The organism is Microbulbifer maximicatervae (SeqCode), from assembly GCF_056232625.1.
On the sequence record NZ_CP174324.1, the window covers coordinates 3,527,389 to 3,546,192 of the forward strand.

The following is an 18,804-nucleotide window of genomic DNA, read 5'->3' on the forward strand; positions in this document are numbered from 1 at the left end:
TTACCAACCAGTGCTGGCTTCTTCTTGCGGTTGCTCACCCCAACCTTCATCAGAGACTGGCGCGGATACACTTTCAGTAGGTGTATCTGCGGCAACCGCAGGAGCTGATGACGTGCCACTTGTAGTCACTGGTGGGGTTATATATTTTTGTGTATCCGTGCCATCGAGACGAACTCCCGTCAACTGGGAGTAAAGCGCCTTCGACTGATCATCAGGTAGCAATTCAGACATCAATTGTGAAACGGTCATTCGTCCCCAGCCTATCAGCCTCTCCAGGCCGGGCGCCAGCGGCGTATGCGGCTCATAGGTACGAAAATACTTTGCCGCCTGCTCAAGCAATTTTAAGGCATCTTCTCTGGACACTACCGGACCGGTAGGGACAGCTACAGCAGAGGCAGCCACAGAAGTAACCGCTGCTGCAGCTGCATTTCCAGCTTGAACTTCCCCAGCAGACTCTTTTGATGATTCAGACGCCACATCTTCTTGAGTCTGCTCCATAGACTCCAAGTGCGTCTTATAAATAAAGCGGCTTGTCCGCAACACCTCATCCAATAGAGATGAAATATTCGTGGATGGGGGGGCATCATGGCCGCAGCTTTGTCGCAGGCTATCATTTATGGTCTTAAAGTGCCCCAGCGCTGCCTCGATTGTCTGGACGAGGTTTTGAGCCCATTCACCGCTCGCACTGTTTACACATTGATCAATCTGCTCAAGGTTGTAACCCAGCGTTTCTATTCGGGCAGCCTTGGCATCGTCATCTGCAATTCTGTCAGCATCCCGAGCCTGTTGGAATTGGAAGAATGAATAGTCCCCATAATCCCCTTCGGGAGTAATACCGGCACTGCGAATAGGCATTAGCAAGGTGCCATCACCACCATCACCATTCAAACCTGTCAGGGGTGCTACTTTTGTCTCAAGGCCATCTTCGTCTGGTAAGGGATACAGACCTTCCCAATATTGCTCTACTAACGAGTCGATCACCTGCAGGCCATCTCTCAAGCCAATAAAGCCATGTAAGCGAATCAAGGCCTCGGTATACCAGCTGGCAACCTCCAAGTCCTTACTCTTTTTCCCTAGGATATTTTCTGCAGCTTTTGCTACATCCCTCCAAGGTGCGAGTAGGTCTGTGTCTGCATCATCGAACATTGCGGAGCGTTCAGCAGCCCTTGCACTGTTGCGAGCATCTTTGATCGAGTAATAATCAGAAGTTGGCGAACGATCCTCTCGGATATCTTCCCCTACGGGATTATCCTCTGAGATTGGAGCAACTAATTCATCGATATTTATCGTGTTTGGGAATGCCATCAAAAAAGGCCCTTATACCGAATCAAATCCTTTAATCAGAATTCTGAGAAGAGTACACGTTGTAGATATCTAATCAAGGCAAATAATGCGCTTGGTACCTATTACTTTAAAAAACATGTTCAGTTGACAATTTTACGCTATTTATTTTTGTTAGATTTTGGCTTCTTATTCCAAGCTATTACATCGGAACTAATGTTGGATCGCAACTGGCCGTATTAGCTACAAGTGTAAATGTGGTAAAAATATGCAAAAATTCAGTTCTACTTCTCTCAGAATCTTGAATAGATGACCACAAAAACACGGAATAGAAACTGTCCTGACATTGAAAAAATGTGACTAAGTAGTGAACTGGCGTTTCTGTAATATCAGCAGACATCTCATAAATATGTCCACTATGGTTACCCCCTCTCAACACTTCTGGTCCTGATATAAGAACACCATTCTCCACTCTGGTCAGGCATTGCTGTATTTGGGCTTTTCCAAAATGGTCAAGTAACAAACCTTGGGGGAGCTGACTTCGTTCCTGTCTCAATACAATCAAGTAGCGACTCAACTCTGGACTTCCCGCCTGAATTACCGCTTCCCGATTCAAGCTATCAAACTTTTGCCACCCCGAAGGAACCCCTATAGAAATCGTTCCCTCTTTATCTTCTAAGAAGGTAAGAGTCGGGGGCAAAGGAGATTCACCATAATTACTAGACTTTGCAGTACAGTGTATCAACTGATCATTCTGATAGAGCTGAGTGTGCCAGCCAGCCAACCAGAATTTATTCACTAACTGGCGGGCTTCCCCTCTATCATCCGTAGATTTGATTTGTGATTTTACACCTGTCAGAAGCCCCTTTATCTGACTAAAATTCAAGCCAAATTCGCGCCCTAATGCAGCTATTGCATAGCGTCGCTCCACAGAACTTCTTTTCTCCCCAGTAAAAATTATTCCGTAAGACATATCAGCAACCTTCGCTTCCTGCTCTGATACCTTCTTGACAAACCAGAGCCTTTGCTCCTTCCTTCTGGTTTCATTCTGCCCTTTCGCTTCATTAAACTGACGCTCTGAGGCAATAACATTTAATTAGATGTAGGTTGTTTTCTTCTAAATCAATGAAGCACTTTTACTTTATACTTCTGGTACAACGCACTTAAAGCTGATGCTTTCTGTAAGGAAAATAAATGAGAATAAATAAATGGGAGGTAACCCAACTCTCGTAACTTTAAAAATTTTTCCGCTTCAAGCTTTTGTAGCCTCGATTCAGAAATGCAATATACCCCTGTAAATTTATGTTTAAGGCCATCAGCCAAATCTATATTAATTATCTTTTCTTCTAGCAAATTGAACTTCTGCAAAATATCAACAAATTTCCAGACCTGCATCCTATTAAAGTGGCTTTTTTTTAGCCGGCGCTGTATTTCTAAGAGGTCTTTGCTTGCCTTCCCATCTACCTCAAATAAACTAACACTAGGAGAAGTGCATTTACCGGCGGATAGGAGCGAAGATTCGATACAAATATATGCACTGGAAAAATCATTTTGTTTATACTTCAAACAAAAAGGATAATTACGAACAGATTCAGGAACATATTCCCCTTGCCACTGCTCTTCTTGCCAGAAAAGATTTTCACCTGGTTTCACACCAAGCAATGCACTACTTTCAAGCTTCCCAGAGTCTTTTGACTTAGCAAATATGATAGGGCATGCATGCGCTACCGGTGTAAACTCAGTCAAAAGAATTGAACAAACATGTAAATTTTTACTGTGGGAAAGATCGCTTTTAAGTAATCTAACATTACGATGCTTTTTCTTATCCAACACGACCCACTGTTTCACATTGCGCCCCCACACCCTAATTCATATTTTGCTGCAATCGTACACCAAGCATTGAACTGTACAGTTCTGGGCTCGGCAATGACGGGCATAACAAAGTTGTCGGGGCCAAATGCTGTGACCCCTCGCTCCACCACAGACTATATGCGGAGTAGCTACTTTTGCTCATCTGCCCTAAAAGACCTGCAAAGCCTCTTTCCAGACTATTCGATTGGCCTGTGGAGACGACAAAGTCCCCCTGTGCTGGAGGCAGAGAGATAATGCCCGCTCTGTCAGGGGGAGCACTAAACGCCTCACATAATTGGTCTGCATGTAGCATATTTTGTAGCGATGTAATTGCTAATTCCGACAAGCTCTGGAACCAGCTCTTAGCATCAGACATAAAAGCAAATGCATCCACTACCGGGGATAGAGGAGCAGCAAATGTCAACGGAAAATAGCGCCCAACACTATCCACACTAGGCACTAAAATTCCGGCCCACGCATTGGCATCAATGATGCCTTTGCTGTGGACAAACCTCCAAACAGGACTGGTCAAGTAGTAGTCCAACCACTCTTGACCTACGAGTTCACGAGAACCAAATACCGCTCGTTGTAACCAGCCATCCCATACAGTGACAAAACTACCCGGCAGCTGCCGCTGAACAAAGTCCCCGTGACCCGGCAACTTACCAAAAATACCAACTGTATTTTGCAAATCATCTACTCCGTCTACAGGGTCTCAGGGCATCGATATCCGCGCAGTAAACTGCGGTCGAACGGATTGTTTACATTAGATGCAATCAATTTAAATTGAGCCTTTCGCCCTTCCTCAGAGAAAGTGACAAAGTGCTCTGCATTACTTCGCCCGGCTTCCAAATCTGAGCTCGCTAGCAGTCTGTACCATGCCCAGTCCCCTTCAAAATGCTTGCGATGAACAGTCTCATTCAGATCTTCAAAGATAATGCGGACACGATTACTTTCACCACCACGCCAAGTCAGCTTTTTAGTGGTTTTAGGGCCATGGGAGTATGGAACTCGCTGCTCTCCAAGTTCAAGTTCAAACAAACGAACACTGGAATCCAGTTTCGTAGGCTCAATACGGAAGGAGTAAGAAGCTCCTTCGCCAGCACTGAAGAAAGTTTTGCGAATACGTTCAGCTCGACGCAACTGGGAAAGAGCTTCCCTTGAAAGGCTAATGCCCTGCCCTTCAACGTATTTGATTTTCCAATTTCTGGTATCCACAAATGGCTTCAGATACTGATTGACAAATTTCTCCTCAATACCACCTGGCTTGAAGTACTGGTTAAACTCCATCACCGGCACTTCCTGATCACGGTCGCTACGCAGTGGGTACCGGTTTGCCAGGCTATTGCTATAGCTTTGATACACCTCTTCACGCCAGACACGGTTGATATGCGCCTTAGTCTTGGCCATTACCAGCCCCCAAGCGCTGTCAGCAATATCTGTCAGCCACTGGTCAAAAGGTGCTGGCGCATTAGCAGCCTTAACCCTTAACTGTTTAATCGCATCGCTACCGCCGGCAAAACGCGCTTTGGCACGTCCAAAGGCCGCTTGATTCGAATCGGGAGCGCTGTCGATCTCGGTGAGGTATTCCTGAATTTTATTAATAGTATCCAGGTATTCTTGGATACGCGCTGGTCGCCCCTTCTCACTCTGAGTGATTCGCTGGACCTCCTCAAACCTAACATCAACAATGTTTGGCTTGTAATGATCCTGCAAGGCACTGGTTGCACTACCCAGTGCGGCTTGTCCCAACTTTCGAGTAGTACTGGATACAGGTAGCGGTACCCCTGAAGCATCGACTGGAACCTCAGGACGAAGAGTCAGACGAGTGTTATCTGAAGTTATCTCAGTAATCGCAAGCAGGGGTGAGTAAATAGGATCAGACAACTTTGACAACACATCCAATGCCTGTGAAGTGCTACCAAATCTCTGAATTTTGAACCCGCCAAGGAAACCCTGCCAACGCTGTAAGTACTCCCCAAGATAGATTCGTTTTACTTCGTCACCAAGCTTTTCACGATCGGCTTCGGTAAAGTCCTCGCCACTCAGATCTCCACCATAAATCCAGCGCTCTTCAGCCATATTTGTCATCAGCTGAGAGTCCGCTCCAAAGTCCAGTTCTTTATAACCCGCCTTTGTATAAAGGAAGGGAATCGTGAAGTTTGGATTATTGGCTCCCATACCAAAAATTTGCTGAGTGTCTCCACCAATTTCCTGGTAGAGATCTACAGGGGTCAATCCGAAGTCACTATTTTGTAGTTGAGCAAATAACCGCTGAGGTACAGGGATACGACGCAGTTGCTGTCGCGCGCGAGCTACCACCCTCTCATTCTCTTCAATTGAATTGGGGAGAGGCTGAATAAATAGTTGATCTAGGTGGTAGCGCAGCTCTTCCTGTCTCCCAGCTTCACCGGGTAACTGACGCTCCCAGCGAGCAGTGTAATAAGCCTCTATGGTTTTCAAATCCATTTTATCTTGATTAAAAAACATCAAATAGGTTTTGAGAGTACTTACCAAAGCGGGATCATTACTTCCGAGACGACTCAGGTCACTCTCTATATCACGAAGTAAAGCGGGAAGATAAATAGTTTCTAATTTATGGCGATAGAGATCATTTGCCGCAGTATCAATTCTGGTATCATAAAGTCCCAAATTGCCAATCCACGGATGTTCCTCACGGTCGTAGACCGCACTAGCCCGCTTTAAAGGCTCTAACAGATTTAAGGCACTGATGGGCGTAATATTTTTGCCTTTCAGCCCACTCTCTGCGCCTTGGTATGCGCTGAGATTATCGCTAACCTCTCCCATGGATAATTTATTCTGTGCGAGACTGCCACTCCATAAGAAAATAGCTCCGACAAAGCCTCCCGCCAAAGTAGCAAAAACTCCCCGACGCAACCAAAGGTTGGCTGACTCAATCCGGCGATTAACGCCCACTAATTCAGCCTCGGGGAAAACGACATCCTTCAATAGTCGATGCAAGAAAAAGCTCTTACCAACACCCTGGAATTTTGGCCCGACGCTACGCTCCAGTCCAAAATCAGCAGTTACGGAGGACATCATACGGTCAACAGGACTGCCCTCCTGAGTGCCACTAGTAAAGTAGACCCCTCTGACCATAGGGACGGTTTCGTAACGATTTGGACCGAAAGTCTGCTTTACAAAATCTGTCAGAATATCTGTAAGACTTTCCATTCGGGCAGGAAAACCTTGCAATAACGCCCGCTTCTCTACATTCCTCTCCTGATGAACACGCCACAATACGCGCTGGTTCAAACGCTCTATCAGCTGCTCAAATTCTGCTTTGAAATTATCGAGAGGGGCCCCTACAGTGGCGTTAGCTTCACGGGGAAAACTCATTCCCCAAACTTGCTCACGCTCAGCTTGAGAGAGGTTGTCGAAAAACTCTGTAAAACCTGCAACTAAGTCACATTTTGTAAAAGTGAGATAAATCGGGAAGCGAATACCCAACTCTTGTTGCAGTTCATTTACACGCTGGCGAATAATTTTTGCCTGGTGTTGGCGCTGCTCTTCAGTTTGCACCATTAAATCTTGCAAGCTAATTGCAACCAGAGCACCATTGATCGGGCGGCGGCGGCGGTATCTTTTCAATAAGCTCAGAAAAGCTTTCCAAGCGCTATTATCGTAAACCCGATGACTGTCCTGAGTCGTATAACGCCCTGCGGTATCAATTAAAACTGCATCATTGGTAAACCACCAATCACAGTTACGGGTGCCCCCTACCCCACCCAGAGCTTCCTTCCCATGACTCTGCGCCAGCGGAAATTCCAACCCGGAGTTCACCAGGGCTGTTGTTTTACCACAACCGGGAGGCCCAATAATGATGTACCAGGGAAGCTGATAAAGGGAAACTTGTCCCTTGTCAGATTTAAACCGAGCACTACGTAATACACCCATTGCTTCACGGAAGCGACCAGAAAGAGCATTCAACTCTTCCAGCGAGCGTTCTTCGTCTGGATCTGTAGAATCGGCTTCTTGTGATTCCTCAATGCCTTTTATTAAAGCCTGGTTTTGGCGTCTCTCTACCAACCATTGGCTAATATTCCACACAAGCCAAATAGCAAAAATAAAAACAATAATAGTTAGCCGGACAGAGTGAGAAAGCGTGGCATTATCACTACCAAACTTAATGTAATCAGCCGCAAACCAAATGAGGAGGGAAAGAGCTGAGAGCCCTATGAGCCCCAACACCCACTTATTGGTAAAAAAGTTACGCAAGCGTTTCATGAATTGCTCCGTCTTCCAGGGTATCGACCATACCCAGGATCAATATCAGCCCGAGTGTTACCCTTCTCCTTGCGGAGACTCATCATCACTTTTGGACAAATCTAAAATCTGGTCCGCGACCGGTGTCGTCGTTTCATAGAGCCACCAGCGATAACCACTATAAGTTGCAAGTAACAATCCCAGGACAACACTCATAATCACCCAGAGAGGTATATAATGAATCAGCCGGGATTTTCGCTCTACGCATCCTTGCCAACGCGGCGAAAGATCTCGGTCCATTGGCTGCTTATGCTGTTCAATTGTTCTGTAGAGCTCATCACGAATCTGTTCTATTTGTTCGTGTCCACGCTGTACGAGCCGATACTTACCCTGAAAGCCCAAGCTCAAACACAGGTAAAAAAGCTCAAGGAGTTCCAAATGACTTGCGGGAGTTTCCAGCATGCGCTGCAAAATGACAAAACACTTCTCCCCTCCAAAAGTCTCTTTGTGAAATAGGCTAAGTAGAGAGTGCTGGCTCCAACCGCTAGCTGTACCCCAAGGCGTGGTCAAAACAACCTCGTCCACGACAGTACATAGTAAGTAACGGGCTGTTAGCACTGATTCAGGTGTCAAAGCCAGTTGCTTTGCCTCACGCTCGAAGCTTTGGATTTCCGTAGTAAGTCGCTTGTGCAAATCAGGTACGTTGGCGTGATTCATCGTTGTGCGCAATTTGATAATTACGCCTAACAATTTCGAAGCCGCAGACACCAATGGATTAAGACTGTTGCGGACTTGAGCCTCGACCGGGGCATCTTGGCTGGCAAAGAACTGTGGCTGAGCCTGAGCTGCTGCCGGTGCCGCTGCGGCACCGGGTGTCGGTATCAAAACCGTTCTATCCCCAGCATTAGGGGCCCGTGGAGGAGTAAAGCTGTCATTACTCATATTAATTATTCCTTATGGCCCAGAGTTCCATAGTTAATCCAGGGAACTCTGCGCCCAGATGCACTGCAAAACCACCCGAGCGAGTCATGGCCTGCCATAACTCTCCACTGCGCTCCACCTCAAAGTAAGTAAACCCTGCGTGATAGGGGATTTGTCGAGGAGCCACGGGAAGGGGGCGCAGAGTCAAGCCGGGTAACTGTGCAGAGATAAGTTCTCTAATCGCCTCGACAGGGGCAACTTTTGCCTGCGTGGGGAAGCGGCTGCGCAATAGATCGCCAGGCATATCCGCTTTTGCGGCCATAATAAAACTGGCTGATTTTAATAATGAAGGATCAGTAACCGGCGCAACATATATCCCAAATTTGCGCTGCACCAATTCCATTGCAATCGCTGTTTGCTCCAGCACTGTGGAGAGCGACTGCCTAAGCGCTGAAAACAGCCCAGCAAAGCTTACTTGCAGGTCTTCATGTGCATACACTGGAATTTCTGGAGGGCGCTTAGACTGAGCAGTAAACGTCGAAAGTTCGCCTGCCAACTGCAATAATTCAAGAAATAAGTTGTGCGGATGTAATCGGGGCTGAGCCGTGATCTGCTTTAATAAGGGTTCAAAGCGGTTAATAACCTGCAGTAACAAATAATCAGCAATTTCTGCAGATCCGCTTCTTCCGCTGTCGCTCAAACGATGACCCAAAGCCGAGCCTCGATGGTCGAGCAATCCTTTTACTTCTTCAATATATGCATTGATAACTGCAGAAGTCTCCGCATTTAACAGCGGTGGGATATAGTCAGAATCAAGCTCTACCGGCTTTTCCGGTTGGCGCTCTTTAATTCGAGCAACCCCAACCGCAGCATAGCCACTCAAATCATCACTACCTAATTTGAGACAAGCTCTTAACTTTCCGACTTGGATACGCGCAGACTCACCAGAAGACGCCGCACTATTACGGGCATCAAAGTTCGAAGCCTGATAACGTGCCTGCGGGAAATCCTCTTGATCTCGAATCGACTCCTGACTACCTGGGCGCTTCATCGGCACACATAGGTAGACTATTTCATCACGAGTATTAACCGGAACATCCAGAACATCCGGCAAATGCTCATTTTCAGGGGCAAGTATCGGGGTACCATCGGGAAAAACAGCTTTCACTCTCGATAGAGAAATTTTTCCCATCGATAATGGCTCACTATCGATCGCCAGCTCTACAATCCCCCAGGTATAAGGCCCGAGCGGAGCTGTGCGCGCTTCGACAAGCTGTTCGAGATAGCGATCCTGCTGTTGAAAATGCTGAGGGCGTAAAAACATGCCCTCGCTCCAGATCACTTTATTGTTTGCCGACATAAATGTTCCTTAAAAAGCTCTCGTAATATTTCCAGGGCAGCAATTTTTAATGCCTGGGCAATAATTTCTGCCCTATTGAGACCGCTGCATATCCGGGAGCGTTTTTTTCATTCTTTCATAATCTTCTTTGGAGATTGTTACTGTTTCCCCACTATCATCTTCACTGCCACGAGTAGTCAATTTTGCTCGACGACGCTTGGCAATATCATCTGGCGAACCAATTCGCACATCGGCCAGCGATACTTCATATTCATTTTTTTTGTGGTCTGTAATTGGCAGCACCATCAGTGCCTCTGCATCCTGATACTGTACAAACTCAGCTAGAAGCCCGATATATTTTACGTCCGGCGTTAAAGCCAGCTCTTCTATACGCTGTTCCCCTGGAGCAAACTCTTTAAGGATTACAGTATCAATCAAATCCTTGCCGAGGCGGGATTGAGCATTCTCGTAAAGGTTAAGAAAATCTTCACGGGCAAACTGGCGCTCATCCGCGAGCATAAACACTCGTATAACAACGGGAGAAGCTCGACCATCATCATCTGGGTTCACGTCATTCTGTGTCTCTACAACCAACTCGAGACTGGTATCCAGATTTAGAGTCCGCCTCGTTGTTTGACAACCAACAACTGCAACTGCCAAAACAGTGATTAAACTGACCTGAAATAATTTTTTAATCGACACAAGCAATTCCCTCTTTTCCGTCAACTTATTAATTTTTAATGCTTCGCGCATTTTTTAACTCTGATAATTGATTTTCATAAGTAACTGCAAATTCATCACCAAACAATTTGCGATAGCAATTATCCGGATCACCAACTAGCTCCCTGTAAATTGCAGTAAATCCTTCCCATTTTTTTGCATTTTTGTTTCCAAAAACGCCGGAAGTATTCCCCAGTCTGCGCTCAATATTTTCCGGGCTAAAGAATTTGAGCATGGCGTTGTAACCAGCTCTCATTCCAGCCAAAACTGCAACTTGATGATCTGACAAATCATCAAAACTATCCTTTACTGCCTCAGCGGGATTCATAAAAGCACCGGTACCCGCAAACATGGCTTCCAATGCATCCCGTTCCGTAGCACTAAATTTCAGCGGATTATTAGCTTCCGTTTGAATCATGGTTCGCTGCACACGCAGCTCATTCTTAATGCTGTTTCTTGCGCGCAAAAGGTCAATAAGACGAGCTACTGTTTCCCGGACAATTTCAGCTGCTTGCTGGTCCGCCTGTTGCAACTGGACCGGGTTCATATTCAGGCCAAGAGTAGATGCAAAAACGCTCCCCCCTGAAGAACCTGTGGGCTGAGTTACTGGGGGTTGCTGTAAATGCGAAAACTGCTGAGCTTGGGCAGCCAAATCCGGTTGTGGATTTGGTTTTGGCTGTAGTTGCGGTTGCGGTTGCGGTTGCGGTTGCGGTTGCGGTTGCGGTTGCGGTTGCGGTTGCGAGGACGATTGCCCGGAACCAAACCCTGGAGCGCCATCAACTTGTTGCCCCTGCATAGCAGCGAAAGAGTCTGCAAAGGGGTTATCTTGAGCAGGCGGAGAAATTGGCTGCTGATTAAACCCTTGGGGCTGCCCTAACGGCTGAGATTGCATTGCCTGTGGCTGTGGCTGTGGCTGTGGCTGTGGCTGTGGCTGTGGCTGTGGCTGTGGCTGTGGCTGCATAGCCTGAGGTTGTGGTATCGGAGTTGCGACAGGTTGCTGTGAAATCCCCTGGAAACCACCCATAGGAACTTGCGGCTGCGGAGATACCACTTGAGGTTCAGGCACCGCAACCGTCTCAACAACAGGTTCCGGTATCGGCTGGGGGTTTATTTGCATTGAGTGCTGGTCAGCTGGCACATGATCATCGTCACTACCATCTTTCCACCACTCATCATCAGACCATTGATTACTGGATTGCTGCTGACCCGTAGAACCCACTAAGCCACCGACGGGTGACATCTCAGGAATACCACCAACAAGACCAGACGGGTCAGATTGGCCAAAGGCAGCAAGTGGGTCCAGAGGGCCCGATTCCGAGGTGAGAAGACTATCGCTAGCTGGGGTATTGGCCTGATTACCCAGCCCAATCGAGCCCCACTCCCCAGTTTGAGCTACATCTGACTGCGGGCTGGAACCCGGCTCAAGCCAACTATCCAATTCTTTCGCTTCTGCCTGGCTTTGCATTTTTGCCATGGCATCCGCGCTGAATGTTGTTCGATCCGAGGTATCGAGAAAATCTGCACTTCCCAGACCTTTGGGAAGATCTCCCTCTTCCTTAGGCTGTCGCAATGAAACTTTCAATTTATATTCCCCGAGAACGATCATGTCGCCCTCTTTTAATGGGACTTGATTTCCCTTTCCTAACGGATTTTCTGAATCATTGTAATAGGTTCCATTAGTACTAGTATCTACCAGAAAAAACTGATTATCGGTAAAGGAAATCTGTGCGTGTTTTGAGGAAACCACTCGATCTGGATCGGGTAAAACCCAATAATTATCGGCAGAGCGACCCAAACTGCCACCAGCTTTCGTGAACAGTTTTGTATGTTTAAGCATATTGGCGCCAGAAGGGTCGGCCAATACTGATAGAATTAGATCCATTTATTCCTGACTCACAATAGTGGTTTATTCATAGTCTTCAGGTAGATTTTTGCCTGCATATTCCTGTAAAGATCCAACCCCTACACTTACACCCAAGGGCCTTTGAGTGTACCGCCACTCAGAGAACTAAAGCTCGGAAGAATGACTTGATCCCGCCCTTGCACCGAACGCATAGTGCTAATGCCAGCCTGCATAAATTTTGCAGCTGCCCTATCTGTCAGGAGCGCTTCTGCACAGGGCGTCAATAATTCGCCATTGGGTAACTTGCGTAAATGAAGGGGTAGGTCTTCATAGCTTGCAGACGAAGGCGGCTGTAATTTTCCAGTTTGAGAAAAACCTTGGCAAACAGCTAAACCCAACAAATAAACACTATTACCCCAAAGATAATATTCATGACCCTGCTCTGGGGTTAATTCTTCAAAATTGAAATACTCTGTTGTAGAGGTATTTTTCCCAAAGGGGAGTCTGAGCATAAATCTGGGAGCTGCCAATGCAACATGCTCACTAGCAGAGTATTCACGGACCGCCTGCCAACTTTCCGCAAACTGATCGCTCAACGGATAGTACCAATCATCAGGATCTACTGAACCTGACAAGTTTGGACAACCTGCTAATTTTGGATCCCCACCCAATAAAAGTGCGCTTCCCGCAGCTTCTGCAATCGTGGATAAATCTATCAGCAGGTGAAGGTCTCGCTCCTCATCAGTAACAAAGTAATCCCCTATGACTAGGTTATAGGGCATATTCCCAGAAGCTGTTTCACGCTCAACCAGTAACTTAAATGTCTGCGACTTTTCCAAGTCGCTTTCGGCTTCCGCAAAATCAGCTAGAAGCTCTTCTTTACTAACGTCTATTAAGTAAAAATCCAGGTTCCCGTGCTCTTCGACACGTCTCAACAAAAGTTGCAGACTCAGCCAACTAGCCTCTAACTGACGAAAATCACTATGATGCATCAGTTTACGCATCGCATCAGACGTAGCTTCAGCCAGGGCATTTAGATATTCACCCTGGCGAGGGTCCTCACTTTTCTGCACGTAAGGAGCGACAATATCTTTGATTAGCTGGTCAACCTGGAAAGTATTTTGGCCTTCCTTTGCATTACGCTCTCGACCGGCAGCCAGGATTTCATCCAATATCGACTGCTCGCTATCGCGCTGACCCAAGCCCTGCTGAATGGCTAACTCTGGTTTCCACTGTTGAATTTCCTCAGCAGCCTGCTGGAACTGACGCGGATCGAGCAGCCTGTGCTCCAGCTCAATAAACTTCTTAAACAGTGGCACACGGCTATAAAGGTAATCTGGGTGCAAATCATCAAAGCATGGTAATCCCAGAGGGCGATCCAGTACGGGTAACTGCAAACTCACACCTAGATCAGCAAAAACGCCCTCAAAGGTATCACGGTTCAACAGGTATACCCTTCGACTGGAAATCGTTTCGGGTTCACACTGGCGGCGACTCGCTCTCCCGCTGAAATCACCCAGGATCGCAACTTTCAATCTATCAGTGCCAAAATCCATAACTGGTTTTTCCTTATTGTTATCGCCAAGGATCTGAAATCCCGTTGAAATGCTGGGCCTACTCACAATTTGTCACCTGCTGACAGGGCTTAATTACCCTACTTCTTATGGCCTTTTAACGCCCTCAACCCGACATTAGGTTTTAGCTAGGCAGTTTCTTTTGGTTCTTTTTCGACTTTATTTGCTTTTTTAGGGCGACCACGCTTAAGCGGTCGCACTCTTTGGTTAACAATCTGCTCAATTTTCTCTTTAAACGCATCCCCGCCAAGCACATGGCCTAACTTAATCGTTTCAGCGATATAGTCGAGCAACTTTCGATCAAAGCTATACTGAAATAACTTCCTGTAAGATTGTGCCCTCTCCATCACGGTATTCCCTAAAGAAAGATACAAACGGTGATCCTTAATCAAATTATCTTTCTTAATGTTTGTGTGATGGTTAAAACTTGACCATTCATAGTCTTCAAGAGAATCAGCTAACCCCAAATAGAGGGGACGTAACTCCACATACCGGTAACACGTCAGTAAGTACGCATCAGAATCAATTAAGCTGGACTTATAACGCCCCCGCCATAGTGTTCCTGAGCGCTTGTAACGGTGATTAACAAATTGAACATAGCGACGTCCAAGGGATTGCATCATAGATGATATCCCATCCGGTATCGTGGGCGTAGCTATGATCTGAATCATATTGGGTAATAAAACATATGCGTGAACGTCAACGCCATATTGGTCTGACGCGTTACGCAAACTAATCAAATAATATTGGTAATCTTCCTCATCAAAGAAACAGGGCAGATTATTGTGACCTACCTGCACAATATGTTGAGGAACGTTTATCAAATTGAGCCTGGGCAAACGGGGCATTTTGCCTATGGGTCCTTTTTTAGCTGGCTAAAAGCCTTTTCTGTAGAGAGGTAAAGCTCTTATTATCGCAAATCAGTGAAAAGTATTTCAAACTTGGCATACGAGCAAGTTAACATTACCTTCGGTGATCGGTTGTAATAATATTGCGCCGCATTGTATTGCTTTTTATTAAAGGGGAGTTGCACCAGACATGGATCAAATTAGTCTGGCGGTCAACGGGCGTACTGACATTGGTCAGGTTCGTGAGGAAAACGAAGATAGTATTCGCTGGTACGCATCTGCGGAACAGCCTTTTGCCTATATAGTGGTGGCCGACGGCATGGGCGGTTACACCGGTGGCGCAACCGCCAGTAAAATTGCAGCTGAGACGGTTCAAGCCCACCTCGATGACCTGCTGAAACACACTTTTTTCTCCTGCACGTCTGAACAGCAACAGCTTATATTGCGCGCCACCCTTATCGACGCAGTCAACAGCGCAAATACAGCTCTAATCAACACCAAAAACCTGAACCCCCAGTTTTCCAATATGGGAACAACTTTGGTTGCCGCGGTCATGTGGCGCGACTTTTTAATCGTTGCACATATTGGCGATTCTCGCGCATACCTGTGGAACAATTATGGATTGCAGCGCCTTACACGAGATCACAGCGTTGTACAGGAGATGATTGATTCAGGTCAATTAACCCCCGAGCAAGCCAAAGAGTCCAATGTTCGCAACCATATTACCCGTGCCTTGGGGGTTTCCAGCTGTGTAGAGGCGGATATAAATAGCTGGAAACTCACGCAAAACGCACTCCTTTTGTTATGTAGCGACGGGCTCACTGAATATCTTGATGATCATGCGATAGAGCGCGTACTGGCCACTCATCGTCCGGCATTAGAGTGTGTATATCGTTTTATTGACGATGCTAATCGCCTAGGAGGGCGCGACAATATTACTGCAGGAATATTGGAATATTCTTCACAATCATTGCGTCAAATTCTACCCCACGAACAAAGTGTTACCGAACGTCCCAGCTCCCCCGACGTAACAATCCGAAAGTTACACCGCTGATTTGATTTATCGGACACTACAAAATGACACCGGAACGTCTTACCCAGCTAATACCCGACTTACTCAATAAGCTTACCCCCCCAACAATTAAACTCTCTCACGAGAACCCCGCATCAGTTATACGCTGGCTTTCCCAAATTGAGCGAACACCAGAAGACATCTCTCTCAATTTACGGAGAGAAGATTTTTGGCCAAAGCTGCCAGGCATTGAAGCCAATCGATATAGTATCGATTCGGCACCTATGGTTCCCCTCTTGCATGAGGTAGACGGCAGCCCAACCCAACTGACTAACCTCCCAGGGGTCAATCCAGCAAATAAGGTAATTCCAGCTCTGGAACGCAGCCATCAGATCGCTGAACACGTCGTCAGCAATACAGGGGAAGTCGCTTTTGAGCGAACAGACGTCATTATTCCAGGGCCATTGCCATTTGAATGGAAAAGGTATTTCCGCTCTTCCCTCAACGAGGACACTGGCATTGGCGCGGGCTGGCGACACTCCTTAAGTGAAAAACTTGTTGTACACGACCACTTCGTCAAGCTATTCACTGCCGAGGGCAGATCTGTAACCTTTAATTTACCCGCTATAGGTCATGGTTGTTACAATCGTTTTGAACGGTTAATGTTATTTCGGCAAAGCCTACACAGTTATCGTTTAACGACATTCGATCAATATCATAAGATTTTTCGCGCCGACGGCGTGAACAGCGCTTTACCACTTGCAGAAATTAGGGATCAATTTGGAAACGCCTTAACTATCGATTATCAAGAAGGTTTACCTAAAAAAATAGTCAGCTCTTGGGGCCGGGTTATTGAATTTAACTGCCAAGATGGTCATATCTTCAATCTAGTGAACGGTCACGCTGTAGAAGGGCAAAATAACCTCTGCGCTTACAACTATAAGGAAGGGCAATTAGTCGAAAGCTGCTGTGGGCTTAAAAGGGAAAAATATCAATATGACAATTCTCAACTGGCTCATCTGCACAGCAGCGAGTCTGGAAGCTATCAATTTATATATGATGAACACAATCGATGCTGCTCATTAAATTCAAATGAGTTATTCACTAGCTTAAGTTGGCTTGCGAGTAACAATAGCTGCACAGTCGAATCAGAATTATCCGGCCCGATTCATATACGCTTTAACAAGTTCGGTCAGAGAGTCTCTGAACAGCAAGAATCACGTATCTGTACTTGGCTGTATGACTCCTACGGCAACCTCTGCGAAGAGATTAAGGCTGATGGCCGTAGACTTTTCTTTCGACACGATGAATTCGGCCGACTGGTTCGCACCACTTCTCACGATGTGAGTAATCGATACTTTTACGATGACCGAGGTTACCTGCGTGCGGCATCTATCAACGATGAGACTCTGTGGCAATTCCAGTTCAATGCAAAAGGCCGCCCAGAACGTATCATTGATCCAGCAAAACAAGTCTGGAAATTTCTCTATACGGATCGGGGTCAGCTCACACAGATCCGGGACCCCGAAGGTGGCAAGGTAGACTTCAGCTGGGATGGGCAGGGGCAGCTGCAATCGATATGTAGAGATAAAAAGCTCCTAGGCCTGGAATACGACCACTGGCAACGAGTCATTTCGCTGAAAATGAATGGCGAACTGTGGCGTGAATGGAGCTATGGTAGTGCCGGTGAACTGCGAGAAGCTCGCCTAGGCATTCACCAATACGGCCTGGACTATTCCGAACGAGGCCTTACCAACGCTATTCACGGAGATAGCGGCCAAAGTATTCTTTGCGACCATGATAACGCCGGTAGACTCTGTCATATCAATTTTGCCGACGGCAACAATTGGGACCTCAGCTATAACCCAATCGGTGAGCTAGTCTGCCTGGAATGTCCCGCAGGAAACTACACTTGGGGATATGACTGCTTCGGGCAATTAGTTAGCCACAAGGCACCACAGGATCGAACTTGGCGTTGGCATTACAATATAGACGGCAGCCTGCATGAATATTGTGATAATGACTCTCGCTGGTACTTCAATTATAACGACAGCGGTGTATTAACCGGTATTCGCAATAACAGTGGCCAAAATAGTGAGTTCCACTACGACCAACATAACAGGCTAGTACAGGCAGACAATGCCCTTTCTTCGGTGCGATTTAAATACGACAGCCGCGGTCGGGTAACCGCAGAGCATCACGACAGTGCAGATATCCGGGATTTCAGTCTTCAGTATCAATATGACAAACGCGGCTGGTTAAAGAGTGCCAGCTCCGACAATCTCGACTTGTCTTATACATTCGCTCCTTGTGGAGCCCTGTATGGAATCGATGCCAATGGTGAAGCCATTGTTCGCACCGAATCCAAAGGCCAAGATATCCTCCAGGTTCAAGGAGAGGTTCGCAGTAATCACAAATATTTATTTGGGCGCCTGGTAGGCATGGAGTCCGGTCAAGCACTTTCCTGGCACTTTGATAAATCCCCTCCCCTGCAAATGACCAACCCGCTGCGGGCACAGCAAAGTCCGACTCAACCTCAAACAAAAAGTGACAAGCGCGGCAATATTATTAGCGAAAGCAACATACCAGGCCGCAAGGATTATCAATACCAGTACGACGGCTGGGGCCTGATGAGCCACGCGGAGTGCGGAGAATTTAAAACCTATTTCCGCTACGACCCCTTCGGTCGGCGGTTAAGCAAGACATGTACCCACCGAAAATCAACCCGGCAACGCCGCGTTGTCACTATTTGGAGCAGCCTGGGTATCTGGGGGGAAATTCACAATATTGACGGCAAGTCCCGAGGTTTAAGCCATTGGATTCACCAACCCCAAACCAATGCCATTCTCTGCCAATGGACTGCCGACAATATCGAGCATTACCTTTCCAACCCCGACGGCAAGCCACTCGCGATTTTTGATACTCAAGGTGCCGCTCAGTGGTCACAAGGTGGGGAGGCTGGAGAAAAAGGAAAAGACCCCCACAATCAAGGGCCGAGTGCCTGGCGGGGAACTAACTTACTCGCAGATGTAGAGACTGGGCTGTGGTACCACCCCTCCGGCTACTGGAGCCCAGCCCTCGGCGCCTGGCTAAATGGGGATCGCGCACATAACCTGACTACTTCTGCCCAATCAATCGGGCAACTGTAGCGAAGTATTCGGGCAGCTACGTCAACAATTGCTGCCCGG

Annotated in this window: 13 protein-coding genes; 2 read left to right on the plus strand and 11 right to left on the minus strand. The window is 47.0% G+C overall.

The genetic code is table 11. The features are described from left to right. The 11 genes from tssA to ACJJI6_RS15375 form a co-directional block, all read right to left on the minus strand. Positions 1-1,305: a type VI secretion system protein TssA gene (gene tssA / locus ACJJI6_RS15325; RefSeq protein ID WP_444895424.1), complete on the minus strand. Its 1,305-nt coding sequence runs from the start codon at positions 1,303-1,305 to the stop codon at positions 1-3. Positions 1,306-1,483: 178 nt separating this feature from the next. After that, positions 1,484-2,254, minus strand: a complete 771-nt coding sequence (locus ACJJI6_RS15330) for a hypothetical protein (protein ID WP_444895425.1) — start codon at positions 2,252-2,254, stop codon at positions 1,484-1,486. Between the two features lie 149 nt (positions 2,255-2,403). Continuing rightward, entirely contained in the window at positions 2,404-3,129 is a 726-nt protein-coding gene (locus ACJJI6_RS15335; RefSeq protein WP_444895426.1) for a SapC family protein, read from the minus strand. A gap of 16 nt (positions 3,130-3,145) precedes the next feature. Beyond that, positions 3,146-3,823 (minus strand): type VI secretion system-associated protein TagF, encoded by a 678-nt coding sequence (tagF, locus tag ACJJI6_RS15340; RefSeq protein ID WP_444895427.1) that lies wholly within the window; start codon positions 3,821-3,823, stop codon positions 3,146-3,148. A gap of 14 nt (positions 3,824-3,837) precedes the next feature. Then, positions 3,838-7,380, minus strand: coding sequence for a type VI secretion system membrane subunit TssM (gene tssM / locus ACJJI6_RS15345; RefSeq protein WP_475711092.1), 3,543 nt, complete (start codon positions 7,378-7,380; stop codon positions 3,838-3,840). A gap of 57 nt (positions 7,381-7,437) precedes the next feature. After that, on the minus strand, positions 7,438-8,301 hold the full coding sequence (icmH, locus tag ACJJI6_RS15350) for a type IVB secretion system protein IcmH/DotU (RefSeq protein ID WP_413664109.1): 864 nt from the start codon (positions 8,299-8,301) through the stop codon (positions 7,438-7,440). Between the two features lies 1 nt (position 8,302). Further along, positions 8,303-9,640, minus strand: coding sequence for a type VI secretion system baseplate subunit TssK (gene tssK / locus ACJJI6_RS15355; RefSeq protein ID WP_413664108.1), 1,338 nt, complete (start codon positions 9,638-9,640; stop codon positions 8,303-8,305). 72 nt (positions 9,641-9,712) lie between these two features. Further along, positions 9,713-10,372 carry a type VI secretion system lipoprotein TssJ gene (tssJ, locus tag ACJJI6_RS15360; protein ID WP_445355220.1) on the minus strand — a complete coding sequence of 220 codons (660 nt, stop codon included), beginning with the start codon at positions 10,370-10,372 and terminating at the stop codon, positions 9,713-9,715. Beyond that, positions 10,350-12,221 (minus strand): type VI secretion system-associated FHA domain protein TagH, encoded by a 1,872-nt coding sequence (tagH, locus tag ACJJI6_RS15365; protein ID WP_475711094.1) that lies wholly within the window; start codon positions 12,219-12,221, stop codon positions 10,350-10,352. Before tagH ends, tssJ begins: the two co-directional genes overlap by 23 nt. 86 nt (positions 12,222-12,307) lie before the next feature. Then, entirely contained in the window at positions 12,308-13,804 is a 1,497-nt protein-coding gene (locus ACJJI6_RS15370; protein ID WP_475711095.1) for a type VI secretion system contractile sheath domain-containing protein, read from the minus strand. 80 nt (positions 13,805-13,884) lie between these two features. Continuing rightward, the gene (locus ACJJI6_RS15375) at positions 13,885-14,604 is read right to left on the minus strand and encodes a transposase (RefSeq protein WP_444895432.1); all 720 of its coding nucleotides are present in this window, start codon (positions 14,602-14,604) and stop codon (positions 13,885-13,887) included. A 190-nt stretch (positions 14,605-14,794) separates the two neighbouring features. On the opposite strand from ACJJI6_RS15375, the gene ACJJI6_RS15380 reads away from it, so the two are divergent. Further along, positions 14,795-15,658, plus strand: a complete 864-nt coding sequence (locus ACJJI6_RS15380; RefSeq protein ID WP_444895433.1) for a Stp1/IreP family PP2C-type Ser/Thr phosphatase — start codon at positions 14,795-14,797, stop codon at positions 15,656-15,658. A gap of 23 nt (positions 15,659-15,681) precedes the next feature. Continuing rightward, complete coding sequence (locus ACJJI6_RS15385; RefSeq protein WP_475711097.1) at positions 15,682-18,765, plus strand: DUF6531 domain-containing protein; 3,084 nt, start codon at positions 15,682-15,684, stop codon at positions 18,763-18,765. Positions 18,766-18,804 lie beyond the last annotated feature (39 nt).